At 61.0% G+C, this 18,063-nt stretch carries 15 protein-coding genes and 1 other RNA gene; 10 read left to right on the top strand and 6 right to left on the bottom strand.

Features of this window, described 5'->3' with window-relative positions; genetic code table 11:
- Window positions 1–26 precede the first annotated feature (26 nt).
- The gene (gene nudC, locus MN186_RS13415; protein ID WP_242114868.1) at window positions 27–992 is read right to left on the bottom strand and encodes an NAD(+) diphosphatase; all 966 of its coding nucleotides are present in this window, start codon (window positions 990–992) and stop codon (window positions 27–29) included.
- 189 nt (window positions 993–1,181) lie between these two features.
- Between nudC and MN186_RS13410 the strand changes: the two genes are divergently transcribed.
- The 6 genes from MN186_RS13410 (at window position 1,182) to recR (ending at window position 7,464) form a co-directional block, all read left to right on the top strand.
- On the top strand, window positions 1,182–3,131 hold the full coding sequence (locus tag MN186_RS13410; protein ID WP_242114867.1) for a bifunctional 2',3'-cyclic-nucleotide 2'-phosphodiesterase/3'-nucleotidase: 1,950 nt from the start codon (window positions 1,182–1,184) through the stop codon (window positions 3,129–3,131).
- Window positions 3,132–3,135: 4 nt separating this feature from the next.
- Window positions 3,136–3,233: signal recognition particle sRNA small type (gene ffs / locus MN186_RS13405), an RNA gene on the top strand.
- A 237-nt stretch (window positions 3,234–3,470) separates the two neighbouring features.
- On the top strand, window positions 3,471–4,499 hold the full coding sequence (gene rsgA / locus MN186_RS13400; protein WP_242114866.1) for a ribosome small subunit-dependent GTPase A: 1,029 nt from the start codon (window positions 3,471–3,473) through the stop codon (window positions 4,497–4,499).
- A 163-nt stretch (window positions 4,500–4,662) separates the two neighbouring features.
- Window positions 4,663–6,429 carry a DNA polymerase III subunit gamma/tau gene (locus MN186_RS13395; protein WP_242114865.1) on the top strand — a complete coding sequence of 589 codons (1,767 nt, stop codon included), beginning with the start codon at window positions 4,663–4,665 and terminating at the stop codon, window positions 6,427–6,429.
- Between the two features lie 140 nt (window positions 6,430–6,569).
- Entirely contained in the window at window positions 6,570–6,854 is a 285-nt protein-coding gene (locus tag MN186_RS13390) for a YbaB/EbfC family nucleoid-associated protein (protein WP_420838939.1), read from the top strand.
- A 13-nt stretch (window positions 6,855–6,867) separates the two neighbouring features.
- Complete coding sequence (gene recR, locus MN186_RS13385; protein ID WP_242114863.1) at window positions 6,868–7,464, top strand: recombination mediator RecR; 597 nt, start codon at window positions 6,868–6,870, stop codon at window positions 7,462–7,464.
- An 11-nt stretch (window positions 7,465–7,475) separates the two neighbouring features.
- Here recR and MN186_RS13380 read toward each other — a convergent pair whose 3' ends face one another.
- From MN186_RS13380 to MN186_RS13365, 4 genes are all read right to left on the bottom strand, one after another.
- Window positions 7,476–10,025 carry a TIGR02302 family protein gene (locus tag MN186_RS13380; protein WP_242114862.1) on the bottom strand — a complete coding sequence of 850 codons (2,550 nt, stop codon included), beginning with the start codon at window positions 10,023–10,025 and terminating at the stop codon, window positions 7,476–7,478.
- 16 nt (window positions 10,026–10,041) lie between these two features.
- The gene (gene lysA, locus MN186_RS13375; RefSeq protein ID WP_242114861.1) at window positions 10,042–11,307 is read right to left on the bottom strand and encodes a diaminopimelate decarboxylase; all 1,266 of its coding nucleotides are present in this window, start codon (window positions 11,305–11,307) and stop codon (window positions 10,042–10,044) included.
- A 139-nt stretch (window positions 11,308–11,446) separates the two neighbouring features.
- The gene (gene argH, locus MN186_RS13370; protein WP_242114860.1) at window positions 11,447–12,844 is read right to left on the bottom strand and encodes an argininosuccinate lyase; all 1,398 of its coding nucleotides are present in this window, start codon (window positions 12,842–12,844) and stop codon (window positions 11,447–11,449) included.
- 36 nt (window positions 12,845–12,880) lie between these two features.
- A complete protein-coding gene (locus tag MN186_RS13365) occupies window positions 12,881–13,036 on the bottom strand; it encodes a hypothetical protein (RefSeq protein WP_242114859.1) in 156 nt (51 codons plus the stop codon).
- A gap of 5 nt (window positions 13,037–13,041) precedes the next feature.
- Between MN186_RS13365 and MN186_RS13360 the strand changes: the two genes are divergently transcribed.
- On the top strand, window positions 13,042–14,238 hold the full coding sequence (locus MN186_RS13360) for a lytic murein transglycosylase (RefSeq protein WP_242114858.1): 1,197 nt from the start codon (window positions 13,042–13,044) through the stop codon (window positions 14,236–14,238).
- On the opposite strand, the gene MN186_RS13355 is transcribed toward MN186_RS13360, so the two are convergent.
- On the bottom strand, window positions 14,195–14,794 hold the full coding sequence (locus MN186_RS13355; RefSeq protein WP_242114857.1) for a DNA-3-methyladenine glycosylase I: 600 nt from the start codon (window positions 14,792–14,794) through the stop codon (window positions 14,195–14,197). The two genes, MN186_RS13360 and MN186_RS13355, sit on opposite strands and share 44 nt — an antisense overlap.
- A gap of 107 nt (window positions 14,795–14,901) precedes the next feature.
- Between MN186_RS13355 and MN186_RS13350 the strand changes: the two genes are divergently transcribed.
- From MN186_RS13350 to phbB, 3 genes are all read left to right on the top strand, one after another.
- Window positions 14,902–15,726, top strand: a complete 825-nt coding sequence (locus MN186_RS13350) for an EAL domain-containing protein (RefSeq protein WP_242114856.1) — start codon at window positions 14,902–14,904, stop codon at window positions 15,724–15,726.
- Between the two features lie 163 nt (window positions 15,727–15,889).
- Window positions 15,890–17,065 (top strand): acetyl-CoA C-acetyltransferase, encoded by a 1,176-nt coding sequence (locus tag MN186_RS13345; RefSeq protein ID WP_242114855.1) that lies wholly within the window; start codon window positions 15,890–15,892, stop codon window positions 17,063–17,065.
- A gap of 172 nt (window positions 17,066–17,237) precedes the next feature.
- Complete coding sequence (gene phbB / locus MN186_RS13340) at window positions 17,238–17,960, top strand: acetoacetyl-CoA reductase (RefSeq protein WP_242114854.1); 723 nt, start codon at window positions 17,238–17,240, stop codon at window positions 17,958–17,960.
- Window positions 17,961–18,063: the final 103 nt, after the last annotated feature.

Genomic DNA, 18,063 nt, shown 5'->3' with positions numbered 1-18,063 from the left:
GATGCGGACCATCTCTGTTTTTCGGTCTAATCCAGCCGGTCTGCAAGCCAGTTTGACAATAAGAAATGCGCGATTGAACCTTTCCGGGCGGGTGAGACATCGGGGTTCTGGCCTGCAAACACCTGCAACATGTCTTCGCGTGACAGCCAGATTGCCTGTTCCAACTCGTTGGGATCAATCGTGATGTCGGTACTCGTGGCCAGACCGCGTGTGCCGATCATCAAAGATGAGGGATAGGGCCACGGTTGTGACGACAGATAATCAACCTGCCCGACCCGGACCCCGGTTTCTTCAAACACCTCGCGGCGGGTTGCGGCCTCGACCGTTTCGCCGGGTTCCAGAAACCCGGCCAGAAGCGAGAACATGCCAGCAGGCCATTGCGCATTGCGCCCGACCAGAACCGCGTTGCCGTGGGTGATCAGCATGATCACGACCGGATCGGTGCGCGGGAAATGGGACCGGCCGCAATCCGGGCAGGTCCGTTGCCAGCCGGCTTGCGTGGGCAGGCTGTGCGCCCCGCAATTGGCGCAGAACCCGTGGATGCGGTGCCATTCCAGAATGGCGCGCGCGGTGGCGGCGGCTTCGGCCTCGATCGGGGTCAATTGCGCCATGATGTTGCGCAGTTCGGCAAAGCCCTGTGTGTCGGGTGTGCCGGGAAGCTGTTGCCAGGTGGGGTCAACGAATTCCGATGGGTCCGGCGCATCGCCATTTGGCTGACAGTCTGACATATCAACGGTGAACAGCGGGCCAACCCGGTCGCGCCCCAGAAATACCAGCCGGTCGCGGCGGGCGCACACTTCGTTGTGAGATAAGGTCAGATAGGCCAAGTCGATTTGGCGGTCGGAGATTCGTTCGACCATCGGTTTGCCACGCCAAACGGGCAGAACACGCGCAGTTTCTGCCAGTCGTAACAGACCCGTGTTGTCGGATCGCAACTCGGCCGCACGGTCCAGAAGCCCTGCGCCGAATGTCACCTGCTCGGCGATTTTCATGTTGCCCTCATGTACTTCTGAACTTGTCGCCGCACGCTATCAGGTAGCCCCGCGATTTCCACCTGCATTTGACAGGTAAAACGCCTTAAGGTTGCATATGAAGTCTTTTCAATTACCTTGGAATGTTTTTCAATGGTCGAATGCGATGCAAAATAATGTAAAGCGCGGTATAAGGCAGGAGTTCGATAGGTGTTGAAGCCCGTGCAGCAATGCGCCCCCCCAGATGGTGCGACGCAGGCGCGATTGCGTATTCTGGCGACGACGGACCTGCATATGCACATCCTGCCTTATGACTATCTATCAGACCGGCCCGTAGAGGGGTGGGGGCTCACCAATACGGCTAACCTGATCGCGGAGGCCCGCGCGGAAGAACCCAATACGATCCTGTTGGACAACGGCGATTTCCTGCATGGCACGGCGATGGGCGATCTGATGGTCGAACAATACCGCGCGGCGGGTGGGGCGGACGGACCCAGCCTGCACCCCATGATCGCCGCTATGGACCATCTTGGATATGATGCGGGAACTTTGGGCAACCACGATTTCGACCGGGGCATTGATGTGCTGTTCGACGCGATCGAACAGGCCGGGTTTCCCATAGTCTCGGCCAATACGGTCGTGAAGCGGGCGGGTATGACGACACAGGACACCACGCTTGTGCCGCCCTTCGCGATGCTGAATCGGCAGATCGTGGACGCGCATGGCGTGGTGCATGACATCCGCATCGGCGTCATCGGCTTCCTTCCGCCCGGTTCGCTGAAACTGGGTCATAACGCCAACTCCACACCCGAGATTCGCGACATCATTGAAACGGCCGAGGCCTTCGTGCCGTATCTGAAAGCGCGCGGGGCGGATGTGATTGTGGCCCTTGCCCATTCGGGGCTTGGCGACGATACACACCTGCCGGGGATGGAGAACGCCCTGCTGCCCCTGTCACGCGTTACCGGGATCGACGCCATCGTCGGCGGCCATTCCCATCAGGTGTTTCCCGAACAGACCGCGCCCTCGGTCGGGCCGGACGGGCTGAGCCCTTGTCTTGAGCAGGTGCCGACCGTGGTTCCCGGTTTTTGGGGGTCGCATTTGGGAGTCATCGACCTGACGCTTGGTCGCGATGGCGCGGGCTGGCAAGTGCTGTCCGGCAGGGCAGAGCTGCGAAAGGTCGCAGACGCTGCATCGGCCGAACTTCGGCAGGGGCAGACCACAAGGGGCTTTCCGAACTGGTTTCAGCAACTGCACGAAAACACGCTGTCACATATGCGCACCCCGATTGCCCACTGCAGGCGGGACTTGAACAACCATCTGGCCCTTGTGGGGCCAGATCGTGCCACGCGTCTGGTGCAAGAGGCGATGATGGATCACGTCACGCGCTATCAGGCGCAGGTGCTGGGAACTGATCTTCCAGTGCTGGCGTCCAGCGCGCCGTTCAAGTCGGGCGGACTGGCGGGGCCGAACTATTATACCGATGTGCGCGCGGGTCTGATGACATTGCGTTGTCTGTCCGACCTTTACGTGTTCCCCAACGAGCTTGCGATGATCCGCGTCACCGGGGCCTATCTGAAAGAATGGCTTGAACGTTCGGCTAGCGTGTTCAATCAGGTGCTGCCGGGCGAACGAGGCATTGCGTTGAAGGGCGACTGCACGCCGGGCTATCTGTTGGAATCAGTTCTGGGCCTGACCTACCAGATCGACCTGAGCCAACCTGCCCGTTTCACCCCCGCGGGAGGGACCTCGGGTCTTGGCGGTGGACGAATTGTCGGGCTGTGCCACCGGGGCCGAGCGGTTGCCGATGACCATCAGTTCCTGCTTGCAACCAGTGATTTCCGCGCCAGTGGCGGCGGCGGCTACCCTATCGCGCCAATCGGGGGCGTAGTGGATGCGCCACACTTGGCGATTCGCGATTTGCTGAAAGCTTACATGCAGCAGCGCCGTGTGATTGAGGTCGGTGATGACCCGGTCTGGCGGTTTGCCGAAATTCCTGGTGCCAGCGTGTGTTTTCGCACCTCACCACGAGCCGGTCGCGCCTGCGCAGATCACTCTTGGCTACCGCTCCGCCGCGTGATGGAATGCGATGAAGGCGGTTTTGCCCATTACGAGCTGGAACTGACAGGCTTGCATCGCGGGTTTTCGCCTCATATATGAGGGTTGAGAGGTTGGCGCGGGCAGGCGCCTCGCCAATCTGGTCAGGTCCGGAAGGAAGCAGCCACAACGAGCCCCGCTTGGGTCGTGTCCAGCCTCTCACCCAGCTTTAGTTGCACAGCAGTTGAAGCACCTAGAGTCGAAACGCAGTTTTGCCGAGAGGGATCACTAGATCCGGCTCGCGCAGGGCGCGTATCATTGAACGGAGGGCTAACATGATTGTCGTCACCACCCTTCGGGCAGGAATTTGCTAGACGGGATGTACCCCTTTCTGCCTGAGCACGCACACCCCACACCGCATTGTCGATCGGGGTGCCAAGCGATGCTGAAACAGGCAGAGCGATGACCTACACACTTGCGGACCTTGGATGGTCCACTTCCTTCGAGGCACAGTTCGACGATGCCGGCGATTTGACACCATATCGCATCACGGAAATTCACCGAAGCCGCATGAATGCGCTGGGCGAAGCGGGCGATGTGATTCTGACGTCGCCTAAGAATGCCGCAGGCGAATTGGCGGTGGGCGACTGGGTTCTGGCCGATCCTGAAATGCGTATCCAGCAGGTGCTGGAACGGAAATCCCTACTGCAACGCCGTGCGGCGGGAACGGATGCACACACGCAGTTGATCGCCGCGAATGTGGATACGCTGTTCATCGTGACCTCGTGCAACGATGATTTCAACATCGCGCGAATTGAACGGTTTTTGGCCTTGGCGTACGAGGCAGGGTGTTATCCCGTGCTGGTCCTGACCAAGGCGGACCTGTGCGACGATTCCACATTGTACGAGACCCAGGCTCAGGCGCTTGACCCGATGCTGACGATCCTGACAGTGAACGCGCGTGACCCAGATGCCGCCAAGACGGTGGGCGCGTGGTGCAAACCACCGCAGACGGCGGCGTTCATCGGGTCGTCCGGCGTGGGCAAGACCACGCTGACCAATGCGTTGACCGGAGGTGACGCGGCGACTGGAGGCGTTCGCGAGGATGACGCCAAGGGGCGGCACGTGACCACAGCGCGCAGCATGTATCCGATGCGACACGGCGGTTGGATCATCGACATGCCGGGAATGCGCGCCATGCGGCTTCTGGACACGCGCGAGGGGATCGACATCGTGTTCGACGATCTGGCTGAATTGGAAACCCACTGTCGCTTTTCCGATTGTGCCCATGAAACCGAGCCGGGTTGTGCCGTTCGCGCGGCCATCGAGGCGGGGGAGCTTGATCCCGATCGGTTGGCTCGCTGGCGCAAGCTGCGCGCGGGCGAGGCGAAGAACACGGAAACTGTGACTGAGAGCCGGGCGCGCGAGCGCAAGTTCTCGAAGATGGTCAAGGGTGTGACCAAAGGGGCGGGAAAGCGCAAAGGGCGATGAGGGAAGGGGCTTCGCCCCTCTGCGCGGTGCGCATTCACCCCAGGATATTTTGGGCCAAAAGAAACCGGACGGGATGATATGATGCGCGGGTCAGAGTTCGGTGGACGCAGCGCACTGCCCGGCCTAATCTGGCGGGCACACGAATCCGGCATCAAAGGGTCCCATGTCAGACGCAATTTCCAATGATTCGCCCACTGCACAGCCTTATCAGGTGTTGGCGCGCAAATACCGCCCGGAGACTTTTGCCGATCTGATCGGGCAAGACGCGATGGTGCGCACGCTTCGCAATGCCTTTGCATCGGACCGAATTGCGCAGGCCTTTGTGATGACGGGCATTCGTGGGGTCGGCAAGACGACCACGGCACGGATCATTGCCAAAGGGATGAATTGCATCGGCCCTGATGGACAGGGTGGCCCGACGGTCGAGCCCTGTGGTCAGTGCGAGCATTGCGTGGCGATTGCCGAGGGGCGGCATGTCGACGTGATGGAGATGGACGCGGCCTCGCGCACCGGTGTGGGCGACATTCGCGAGATTATCGATAGCGTGCATTATCGTGCGGCCTCAGCACGCTACAAGATTTACATTATCGACGAGGTTCACATGCTGTCGACCAGCGCGTTCAACGCGCTGCTCAAGACACTTGAAGAGCCGCCCGAGCATGTGAAATTCATTTTTGCGACGACCGAGATTCGCAAGGTTCCGGTGACGGTTCTGAGCCGTTGCCAGCGGTTTGATCTGCGTCGGATTGAACCTGAAGACATGTTGGCGATGTTGCGCCGGATTGCCGATGCCGAAGGGGCCGAGATTGCGGACGACGCACTGGCGTTGATCACGCGGGCGGCGGAAGGGTCGGCGCGGGATGCGCAGTCTTTGTTGGATCAGGCGATCAGCCATGGGGCGGGCGAAACCACCGCCGATCAGGTGCGCGCGATGTTGGGGTTGGCCGATCGTGGCAGGGTGCTTGATCTGATGGATCTGATCCTGAAAGGGGATGCGGCGGGGGCTTTGGTCGAGCTTGGTGGCCAATATGCCGATGGCGCAGACCCCATGGCCGTATTGCGCGATCTGGCCGAGGTGTCGCATTGGCTGAGTGTGATCAAGATCACGCCGGAAGCCGTGGAAGACCCAACGGTGTCGTCAGAGGAACGCGGTCGCGGGCAAACCATGGCCGAGGCACTGCCGATGCGCGTGTTGTCGCGGATGTGGCAGATGTTGCTGAAAGCGATTGAAGAGGTCGGGGCCGCGCCAAACTCGATGATGGCTGCCGAGATGGCGATCATTCGTCTGACCCATGTGGCCGATTTACCCTCGCCCGAAGAGCTGGTGCGCAAGTTGAAAGATCAGCCAGCACCGCCCCCAGGCCCCGCGGGTGGGATGTCTGTCCCGACCGGGGGCGGAGCGGGCAGCACGGCGTCGCGCGGGCCGGTTGCGGGTGGCGGAACCGTTGGTGGTGTGACCGCGCTGGCCGTATCGGCGCAGCCCGAGGATGCCTTGGCGCGCTACGCCCGGTTCGAGGATGTGATTGAACTGATCCGATCCAACCGCGATGTGAAGCTGTTGGTTGAGGTGGAAGGTGGCGTTCGGTTGGCGTCTTACACACCCGGACGGGTCGAATTTACGCTGGCGGATGGCGCGCCGAACGACCTTGCCGCGCGGCTGGCGCAACGCTTGCAGATGTGGACCGGTGTGCGTTGGGGCGTGACGTTGGTCAATGGCTGCGACGCGCCGACCATCACCGAAGTTCGGGATGGCGAAAAGCTTGCCTTGCAGGAAGAAGCGGTGGCGCATCCCTTGGTGCAAGCCGTGATTGCGAACTTTCCCAAAGCCCGTATCACCGATATTCGCACGGCAGAAGACATGGTCGATGAAGCCGCCGTCGCGGCTTTACCCGAGGTGGAAGATGAATGGGACCCATTCGAAGAGGCGTGATGCAAACCCTGCGCCACACCTTGTAAGCCACGCTGCCGGACCGTATCTAGAACTGAACACAGTAGATCGAGGAGCATACGATGCTGAAAGGACTGGGTGGTCTTGGCGATATGACCAAGATGATGAAAGCCGCACAGGAAATGCAAACCAAGATGTCGGATTTGCAGGAAAGCCTGTCCACCATGACTGTCGTAGGTGAAAGCGGTGCCGGTCTGGTGCGCGCCACGGCCACGGCGAAGGGTGTGTTGACGGGGCTGGACATTGACCCGTCGATCTTCAACCCGGACGAAAAGGAAGTGGTCGAGGATTTGATCCTGGCCGCGATCAAGGACGCGCAAGCCAAGGCGCAGGAGCGTAGCGAAAGCGAGATGTCGCGCCTGACCGAAGAGCTTGGGCTGCCCAAGGACATGAACCTGCCGTTCTGAGGCAGGCGCGCGCATGTCAGAAGCCCCCCGCGATATTGAAAACTTGATTGAGTTGATGGCAAAGCTGCCGGGGCTGGGGCCGCGGTCGGCCCGCCGTGCGGTTCTGTATCTGATCCGCAAGCGCGCTTTGGTCCTGACGCCCTTGGCCGATGCGATGGCGGCGGTTGCCGAAACGGCGCGGGAATGTGTGACCTGCGGCAATGTCTCGACCGCGGATCGGTGCGATATCTGCATGTCGGAAAAACGCGCGGTGGGAGAGATTTGCGTGGTCGAAGATGTGGCTGATCTGTGGGCGATGGAGCGCGCGGGGCGCTTCAAGGGTCGTTATCACGTATTGGGTGGCACGCTGTCGGCGCTGGATGCGGTGGGGCCCGAGGATTTGGGCATCCCGCGTTTGATCCAGCGGGTTAATGATGAAAATGTGACCGAGGTCATTTTGGCGCTGAACGCGACCGTCGACGGTCAGACCACCGCCCATTACATCGCCGAAGAGCTTGAGGGGCGGTGCGAGGTGTCATCGCTTGCCCAAGGTGTGCCGATCGGGGGCGAACTGGATTATCTGGACGAAGGCACGATTTCAGCCGCCTTGGCAGCGCGCAAGCGCATGTGAAGCGCACAAAGTCAGAACTGATCCAACAGTCGTTTCAGATAATCCCGTTCCACTTCGGGCCGGTCGCCATCGCCCGAGCGGCGGCGCAATTCATTCATCAACTCTTGCGCGCGGCGATAGACGTCGTCGCCATCCTCAAGCGGGCTGTCCGTGCCGGGCGCGCCGGATTGGCCGTCCGGGTTGCGGCCAAGCGGGTCGCGCTGGCTTGATCTGCGGCCCTCGCCGGGGCTGTTGCCCTGTTCGCCTTCGCGCTGGGCTTGCTGGTTCGCCATTGCTTCGTCGAAGCGTCGCATCCCTTCGCGCAGGGCCTCCATCGCGTCGGCTTGGCGGCCCAAGGCTTCGGGCAGATCGCCCTGTTCCAGCGCGTCAGCCGCGTCCCCCATGGCGCGCCCGGCTTCGTCCAGCGCATCGCGCGCGGCTTGTCCGGCCTCGTCACTTGCGCCGGGCAAGTTGCGGCGTTGGGCGTCCAATTGCTGTTGCAATTCGCTTTGGCGCCCGGCCAGATCCTGACCTTGCCCGGTGTCCTGCCCCGGTTGTTGTCCGGCCCCTTGGCCATCATCGCTCTGTCCAGGGCGCTGATCACCATCGCGGCCTTCGTTGCCTTCAGACTCGCCTGCCTGCGATCCCTGGCCTTGTTCCTGCAAGTCGCGGAAGGCCTGATCGGACAAACCTTGTTGGTCGCGCAACGTCTGTTGCAGCCCTTCGCGCGCGCCTTCGCCGGGTTGGCTTGGCTGGCCATTCTGGGCCATCTGCATGCTTTCCATCATTTGGCGCAACTGGTCGAGCAGTTGCATCGCCTCATCTTCGCGCCCTTCGCGCATCAGTTCCTCGATGCGGTCCATCAGGTCTTCGATGTCGGCCTGCGACATCTCGATTCCGTCTTCGGGCTGGGGTTGGTCGGATTGCGGGCCGTCTTGCTGGTTTTGCGCCAGTTGATCAAGGTAGTCGCGCATCGCCTCGCGCACCTCGTCCATCAGTTCGGCCAGTTCCTCTTCGCTGGCCCCGTCACGCAAGGCCTGTTCCAACCGGTCCTGGGCCTGCTGCATGCGTGCCAATGCGTCGGCCAGTCGGCCATCGTCCAGTTCGACTGCCACATCCCAAAGCAGGCCAGCGACCTCGTCGCGCAGATCCTCGGACAGGCCCGAGGGCAGGTCGGAAAACGCAAGCCCCCCCTCCAGCCGCCGGATTGCGCCGCGCAGCCGCAGATAGACCCCATCGGGCAGATTAAGCTCATCCGGGCGGTTCAGGACCGTTCGCACGATCAGCGCCACGCGACGACCGTTTTCGCGTGACCAAAGCAGGTCGCGCCGCTGTTCGACCAGCGCCTTGGCAACAGGATGCAGAAAACGGCGGGCGGGCAGGATGATGTTTAGCGGTTGCGTCTTGCCGGTCTGGCCCGCGCCATCTTCGACCGTCAGCGTCAGGTTGATCGGCAGGCCCGCCCAAGGGTGCTCGATCAGGTTTTCTTCCAACACGCCTTCGATCTGGGTGCGCGCGCCGCGATAGGGCAAGGGCAGGTCAACGACCAGAGGCGGGCGCGTTTCCGGTTCGATGGCAAGCCCGTGGCGGCGGTCGATGCGGTCAAGCCCCAGCGTGGCGCCGGCCTGCCCGGTGGTCACCGCGTAATCATCGGTCGCGATGAACGGAAGCGAGAAATCGCCGGACAGGCGGCGGCTCAGCTCTCCGTCCACGCGCACATTGGGCGGTGTGTCGCCGATGGCGGTGATATCCCATTCAGCGGCGCCCGGCCCGTTGATCGTCAGGGGGCCGTTTTGGGTGATCGTCTGGACATAGCTTTGCTGGGGCGGGTCAGTGATGGGCGTGTCCGACAGGTCGGCGGTAATCGACAGGGCCGCAAGATCGCCATAAAGGCGCAGGGTCAGGCGGCTGCCGGTGGGCACGGCCAGTGGGCCGGGCGGTTGATCTGCCAGGTAAAGACTGGGGCGCCCGGTATAGCCCGGCGGCTCGATCCAGCCTTCCCAACTGGCGCTGGCAATCGGCTGCGCGCTGGTGCCGCCCCCGGTGCCGGTCAGCGCGCCGGCGCGGTCCATCCATGGGGTGAAGCCAAGTGCCAATGCCGCGGCGGTGGCAGCCATCAGGCGCAGGCCAAGCGGGTCTTGCCGGGCCACGCGCAGGTCAGGGGGGACGGGCCGTATTCCCTTCAAACGCTGGGCCATGCGGCGCAAGTGCGTTTGCCAAAGCTCGCGCGAAGCAGGGTCGTTGCGCCCGGTGGCCTGTTCGTCCATCAATGCAGCGATCGGATGGCCGGGTAGGGCGTCATCCAGTCGCGCCAGACGCTCGGCTTGGGTGGGCCAGTCGAAGTGGCGCGCGCCCCGAATCAACGCGGTTAGCGCCAACAGGCCAGCCGCAAGCATCAGTCCCGTTGCGATGGACGAGGGGCCAAGGGTCCAGAAGCTCCAGACTGCGAAGGCGACCAGAAGGATCGTGACAAGTGGCCAGAAGGCATGCCAAAGCCGTTCCAAAACCATACCGGCCCCTGTCAGTCGCAAGGGCCATCTGAGGTGCGGCTGCACCTCGTCTGGTAAGGTGGGGCGGGTCATTGGACCCGCGTCGGGTTCACAGCCATGAAGGTATGGTATCGCGCCCCAGCATATCTTCATAGGTCGGACGGGCGCGGATGACTTCAAATTGATCGCCCATCACCAGAACCTCGGGGACCAAGGGCCGGGAATTGTATTCCGACGCCATGACCGCACCGTAGGCCCCAGCCGAGCGAAAGGCGATCAGGTCGTCGGGGGCAAGGCCGTCCAGATCGCGGCCCTTGGCGAAGGTGTCGCCGGTTTCGCAGATCGGCCCGACGATGTCATAGCGCGCCTTGTCCTGACCGGGCGCGGCTTCGACCACCGGCACGATGTCGTGATAGGCGTCATACATGGCGGGGCGCAGAAGGTCGTTCATCGCCGCGTCCACGATCAGGAAGTCCTGCCCTTCGCCTTTCTTCACATAGATGACCGAAGTCACCATAAGACCCGCATTGCCCGACACCAGCCGCCCAGGTTCGATCTGGATCTCGCAGCCCAGATGGCCAACGGTTTCGCGCACCATTGCCCCATATTCGATGGGAAGGGGCGGGGCGGTGTTCGAGCGTTCATAGGGAATGCCAAGCCCGCCACCCAGGTCCAGCCGGGTGATCTGGTGTCCGTCGGCGCGCAGCACCTCGGTCAGTTCCGCGACCTTCTGATAGGCTTGGCGGAATGGTTCAAGATCGGTCAGCTGGCTGCCGATATGCACGTCGATACCCACGACCTTCAGGCCGGGCAGGGCGGCAATTTCGGCGTAAACATCACGGGCGCGGGCGATGGGAATGCCGAACTTGTTTTCGGATTTCCCGGTCGCGATCTTGGCATGGGTCTTGGCGTCGACGTCCGGGTTCACACGCACTGTGACAGGGGCCACGACGCCCATTTCGGTTGCCACCTGCGACAGCGCGCAAATCTCGGGCTCGCTTTCCAGATTGAACTGACGGATGCCGTGGGTCAGCGCCAGTCGCATTTCATCGCGCGTTTTGCCGACGCCGGAAAAGACGATCCGGTCGCCGGGCACACCTGCGGCCAAGGCGCGGCGGTATTCGCCTTCGGACACCACGTCCATGCCTGCGCCCATGTCACCCAGCAGCTTCAGAACCGCGAGGTTCGAGTTGGATTTGACCGCGAAGCAGACAAGGTGATCGGCCCAGTCGAGCGCCTCGGTGAACAAGCCCATGTGTCGCCTCAGCGTGGCGGCGGAGTAGACATAGAAGGGCGTGCCGACCTGCGCCGCAATCTGCGGGATTGCCACGTCTTCTGCGTGCAGGATTCCGTCGTGGTAAAGGAAATGGTCCAAGGGGTGCGCCCTTTCTGTCTGCGGGCTTACTGCCGCGCTTGCTGTTCTGCGATGTCTTCGGGGCTGCCGGGGCGCAGGGGTTCGCCATCGGCGCCGCAGGCTGCAACGCCCAGAAGGGCGACGATCAGGGTGATGCGGATCATGACAGGGCCTCTTTCCAGCGAGCAATCTGTTTGCGGACCTCGGACGGGGCCGTGCCGCCATAGGATGTGCGGCTGGCCACTGAATTGTGCACGCCCAGCACGCCGAACACCTCGTCGGTGATCGCATCGTGGACCGATTGCATGTCGGCCAGTGACAGATCGGGCAGGTCGCAACCGCGCGCCTCGGCCATGGCGACCAGCGAACCGGTCACATGGTGAGCATCACGGAACGGCATGTTCAGCGCGCGCACCAGCCAGTCGGCAAGGTCGGTGGCGGTCGAGAAGCCGGACGAAGCTGCGGCCTCAAGCCCATCGGTGTTTGCGGCCATGTCCGACACCATCCCGGTCATTGCAGCAAGCGCCAGCATCAGATTGTCGGCGGCGTCGAACACCTGTTCCTTGTCTTCCTGCATGTCCTTGGAATAGGCCAGCGGAAGTCCCTTCATCACGGTCATCAATCCGATATTCGCCCCCATGATCCGGCCAATCTTGGCACGGATCAGTTCGGCGGCATCGGGGTTGCGTTTTTGCGGCATGATCGACGACCCGGTCGACCATTTGTCCGACATGCGCACAAACTGGAACTGGGCCGAGGACCAGATCACCAGCTCTTCAGCAAAACGCGACAGGTGCATGGCGCAGATTGTTGCGCAGGAGAGGAACTCCAGCGCGAAATCACGGTCGGCCACGGCGTCCAGCGAATTGGCGGTGGGGCGGTCAAAGCCCAGAGCCTGCGCGGTCATGTGGCGGTCAATCGGGAAGGATGTGCCCGCAAGTGCAGCGGACCCAAGCGGGCATTCGTTTATCCGGGCCCGCGCGTCGCGGAACCGGGACTTATCGCGGGCAAACATCTCGACATAAGCCATCATGTGGTGGCCCCACGTTACAGGTTGGGCCGTTTGCAGGTGCGTAAAGCCGGGCATGACCCAGTCGGCCCCGGCTTCAGCCTGACCGATCAAGGCGCGGATCAGGGCGTCCAGCCCGTCAATCGCGGCGTCCATCTGGTCGCGGACCCAAAGGCGGAAATCGGTGGCGACCTGATCGTTGCGCGACCGGGCCGTGTGCAGGCGACCCGCTGGTTCGCCCACGATCTCTTTCAGCCGGGCTTCGACATTCATGTGAATGTCCTCAAGCGCGGTCGAGAAGGCGAAGGTGCCGCTTTCGATTTCGGTCAGAACTTGCGACAGGCCTTCGTGGATCGCTTCTGCATCCTGCTCGGTGATGACACCGACTGCCGCCAGCATCGAAGCGTGCGCGCGCGATCCATCAATATCCTGCCGCGCCATGCGCTGATCATAGCCGATCGAGGCGTTGATCGCCTCCATGATCGCGTCGGGGCCTGCGGAAAAGCGGCCCCCCCACATGGTATTGGCAGATTTGCTGTTGTCACTCATGGTCGGCCCTTCGGAACTTCGATCTGGTTTCGCCTGCTATACGCGGCGCAGGCCATGGGTGCAATTGCGGCGAGTCAGCGTCGGATTGCCGATGACCGGCACAACCCTTTCAGCCTCGTGCCAATAAGCGTAATATCCAGCCCCGATACAGGATGATCCTAGTGGGTCACGCTGCGATAACTGGGGTGTCATAGGGCATGAAAGCCAAAGATTTTTCACGGCGGCAAGCGGTGGGGCTGATATTGGCCGTAACCGCCATGCCGAAAGCCGCGCTTGCAGATGTGGGATTCGACGCTTGGCGCGCCGATTTCCGTGCCCGTGCGGCGGCCAGCGGCATTTCCGCCGGTACATTGCGCGCGCTGGACAATGTGCGGTTTCTGCCCAAGGTCGTGCGGTCGGATAAGGCGCCTCCGGAAACCGCTAGGTCGCTGGGCGATTATCTGGCGTCGGCCGCGTCCCCGCAACGCATCAAGGCGGGTCAGTTGATGATGGCGCGCTATCCCACGCTGTTGGGCCGCATCGAACAGCAATATGGTGTTCCGCGCGAGCTCATCGTCGCGATCTGGGGCATGGAAAGCAGCTTTGGCGCAGTGCGCGGGTCGGTGCCAGTGATGTCGACTCTTGCGTCGCTGGCGTATGAGGGGCGTCGCCGCAATCTGTTCGAAGCCGAGCTTCTGGCCGCCCTGCAGATTATTGCCGCTGGCGACACGACACTAAGCCGACTGAAAGGTTCCTATGCCGGGGCCATGGGGCACACGCAGTTCATGCCAAGTTCCTTCCTGCGCCATGCGGTTGACTTCAACCGCGACGGACGGCGCGATATCTGGGCCGACGATCCGACGGATGCGCTGGCCTCGACCGCGGCGTACCTGCGCGCGAAAGGGTGGCAAACCGGGCAGCCTTGGGCTTATGAGGTGCGTCTGCCGAAAGGGTTTGACCTTGCGCACACGGGCCGCATTTATCCCCGGCGTCAACGTGACTGGGCGCGGCTGGGTGTGACCTATGCATCGGGCGAAAAGCTGACCGGTGCGGCCAACGGTGCGCTGATTCTGCCAGCAGGCCCAACCGGCCCGGTCTTCATGATCTTCGACAATTTCCATGTTCTCAAGACTTACAACTATGCCGACAGCTATGTGATCGGCGTGGGCCATTTGTCTGACCGTCTGGCCGGGCGTGGCCCTATTCGTGCCAAGTTTCCCGGCAAACCTTGGGACATGACCACAGCCGAGCGGCAAGAGCTGCAAAAGCGCCTGAATGCGCTGGGTTTCAAGGCCGGTCGCCCGGATGGCGTGATTGGTGAAAAGGGACGGGCGGCGATCCGATCTTACCAGACCGCGCGCGGTGTGCCGGTCACGGGCGTTCCCAGCCGGGACTTGCTGGCGGTACTTCGGTAGCCACCTGGTCGAATCGAAAACAGCTGGTGATGTGGTTGTTGAACAGCCCGCAGGCCTCCATCCATGCGTAAACAATTGTGGGGCCGCAGAACTTGAATCCCGCTTTTTTCAGGTCTTTGGATATTTGTGCGCTCAGCGGGCTGGCGGTCGGCACATCCGCAAGGCTGGCATGATGGCCTATACGCGGCGTGCCATCGACGTATCCCCACATCTGGTCGGAAAACGCCTGCGCCCCACCCAGATCAAGATAGGCCCGCGCGTTGCCGATTGTTGCCTCGATTTTGCCGCGATGGCGGACGATGCCGGAATTGGCCAAGAGACGCGCGACATCGTCATCCCCCCATTTGGCGATAACTTCGGGGTCGAATCCTTCAAAGGCCGCGCGAAATGCATCGCGCTTGCGCAAGATGGTGATCCAGCTTAGCCCGGCCTGAAACCCGTCAAGGATCAGCTTTTCCCACAGCGCCCGCCCATCGTATTCCGGCACGCCCCATTCGGTGTCGTGATAGGCGATGTAAAGCGGGTCAACCCCGCACCATGTGCAACGCTGGGTCATGGGGCTCCGGCAATCTGTTTGCTAAAGATTTTTAACAACAATAAGTCTTCACGGCTTGTTAGCACATATCACGCATCAATGTCCCATCGCTGCGAGGGAGTATGGTGATGAAAGATAGTTTAAAATGGAACGAGGCACCTGAATGCGCCCCCATGAGCGACCCCTTGTCCGTCGCTCTTGACCTGTGCGATAAAGACGCTGTGGCGCTTGTGCGCCATGCTTTGCGCCACAAACAGGTCAAGCTGGCTTACCAACCGGTGGTGCAAACGGCAAATCCCGACCGGATGGCGTTCTACGAAGGCTTGTTGCGCGTACATGACAGTGCGGGCCGGGTGATTCCCGCCGAAAGCTTCATTCGCGCGGTCGAAGATACCGAGATGGGGCGCATTCTGGATGCGCTTGCACTGGAAAAGGGGCTTGAGGTTCTGGCGGCCGAACCGGGTTTGCGGCTGGCGATCAACATGTCTGCCCGCTCAATCGCCTATCCGCGCTGGAAACAGGTGCTTGATCGCGGCTTGCGGGACAATCCGACCGTCGGAGAGCGCTTGATTTTGGAAATTACCGAAAGCACAGCGATCACCATGCCGGATGTTGTTCAGGTTTTCATGAACGAGCTGCAGCAAAAAGGGATCAGCTTTGCATTAGACGATTTTGGCGCGGGCTATACTTCTTTTCGATGTCTCAAGGACTTCTATTTCGACATTATGAAGATCGACGGCATGTTTATCCGCGGTATTCATCAGGATGTGGACAACCAGCTTCTGACCGAGGCGATGCTGTCGCTGGCGCGGCATTTCGATATGTTCACGGTGGCAAAGAATGTCGAAAACCACATGGATGCGGCTTATCTGGCCTCGATCGGCGTGGATTGCATGCAGGGCTATTATTTCGGTGTGCCGACCATCAACCCTTATTGGCAGAAGACCGGTTAATCCGTCAGGGCACGCGCAGCGCATAAGGGCAGTTGCGCGTGTGACTTGATTTTCTCTGCAATGCAGCACAGGATGCTTTTCACATCGGATCTGCGTGGAAACCCGACAGGAAATCGCCATGGTTGGGGCCGGATTCGTCAGTTTGGAGGAAAAAGGACCCATCATGACCAATGTTGTTATCGTATCCGCCGCACGAACAGCCGTAGGCAGCTTTTCGGGCGCATTTGCCAACACGCCCGCCCACGATTTGGGGGCCGCCGTTCTTGAGGCGATTGTCGCCCGCGCCGGTATCGACAAAGACGAGGTGAGCGAGACCATTCTTGGTCAGGTGCTGCAAGCCGGTCAGGGTCAAAACCCCGCGCGGCAAGCCCATATAAACGCTGGTTTGCCGAAGGAAGCGTCGGCTTGGGGCATCAACCAGGTCTGTGGCTCTGGCCTGCGCACTGTGGCGCTTGGCGCGCAGCAGGTGATGCTTGGCGATGCGGCAATTGTTGCGGCAGGTGGTCAGGAAAACATGTCGCTCAGCCCCCATGTCGCGCATCTGCGGGCGGGTCACAAAATGGGTGACATGAAGTTCATCGACTCGATGATCAAGGACGGCCTGTGGGACGCTTTTAACGGCTATCACATGGGACAGACCGCCGAAAACGTCGCTGAGAAGTGGCAGATTACACGCGATATGCAGGACGAATTCGCGGTCGCTTCGCAAAACAAGGCCGAAGCGGCGCAGAAAGCCGGTAAGTTTGCGGAAGAGATTATTCCCTTCACTGTCAAAATGCGCAAAGGGGAAATCGTTGTCGACCAAGACGAATATATCCGCCATGGCGCGACGATGGAAGCCATGCAGAAACTGCGCCCGGCCTTTACGAAGGATGGATCGGTCACGGCGGCCAACGCCTCTGGCATCAATGACGGCGCGGCGGCGGTCCTTTTGATGAGCGCGGACGAAGCCGAGAAGCGTGGGCTGGAACCGCTGGCTCGTATCGCCTCCTATGCCACTGCTGGCCTTGACCCGGCGATCATGGGTGCGGGGCCGATCCACGCCTCGAAAAAGGCGTTGGAAAAAGCTGGCTGGAAAGCTCAGGATCTTGATCTTGTGGAAGCGAACGAGGCGTTCGCGGCTCAAGCTTGTGCGGTTAACAAGGACATGGATTGGGATACGTCCATCGTGAACGTTAACGGTGGCGCAATTGCCATCGGCCATCCCATCGGTGCGTCGGGCTGCCGCATCCTGAACACGCTGCTCTTCGAAATGAAGCGCCGCGACGCCAAGAAAGGTCTGGCGACCCTGTGCATTGGTGGCGGCATGGGCGTGGCAATGTGCCTTGAGCGCCCGTAAAAAGGCAGCACAGAAAATGAAAAGGCGCCCCCGCGGGCGCTTTTTTGTTATGGTCCTGTTAAGATGAGAGATTAATTCAGCTTATTGCTTGAATTGTTGCGCAATAATATTGCGCATCTGATATATAAAAGGTAACAGAGTTTCAATACCTATAGTTAAAACGGAGGATGACATGGCTCGAGTTGCATTGGTCACGGGTGGTACACGCGGCATTGGCGCAGCGATTTCCAAGGCCCTTAAGGCAGAAGGTTATACAGTTGCCGCCACCTATGCTGGGAATGACGAAAAGGCCGCGGCCTTTACCGATGAAACCGGCATTCAGACCTACAAATGGAACGTCGCGGATTACGACGCATCGAAGGAGGGGCTGGCGAAGGTCGAAGCCGATCTTGGGCCAATCGAAGTGGTTGTGGCCAATGCCGGTATCACCCGCGATGCGCCATTTCACAAGATGACGCCCGACCAGTGGAAAGAGGTGATCGACACCAACCTGACGGGCGTGTTCAACACGATCCATCCGATCTGGCCCGGCATGCGCGAACGTAAGTTTGGTCGCATCATCGTCATCAGCTCGATCAACGGGCAGAAAGGCCAGTTCGCGCAAGTGAACTATGCCGCGACGAAAGCGGGCGACCTTGGGGTCATAAAGTCGCTGGCCCAAGAAGGCGCGCGCGCGGGCATCACTGCCAACGCGATCTGCCCCGGCTATATCGCGACCGAAATGGTGATGGCCGTGCCCGAGAAGGTGCGCGACTCGATCATCGCGGGCATTCCTGCCGGACGTCTGGGCGAACCGGAAGAAATCGCGCGTTGTGTGACGTTCCTTGCGTCTGATGATGCCGAATTCATCAACGGCTCGACTATTTCGGCTAACGGCGCACAGTTCTTCGTCTGAGTGTCCGTAGAATCAAATGGGGCCGGCTGTATTGGCCGGTCCTTTTTTGTGATGGTATGAGTTGTCGGAAACAAGTATTTCGGATGTGAGCGCCAGCTCTTGG

The organism is Aliiroseovarius sediminis (genome assembly GCF_022678485.1).
Lineage (GTDB): Bacteria > Pseudomonadota > Alphaproteobacteria > Rhodobacterales > Rhodobacteraceae > Aliiroseovarius > Aliiroseovarius sediminis.
The sequence above is the reverse complement of the archived record's forward strand: the minus strand, read 5'-3'. Positions and strand labels throughout refer to the sequence as shown.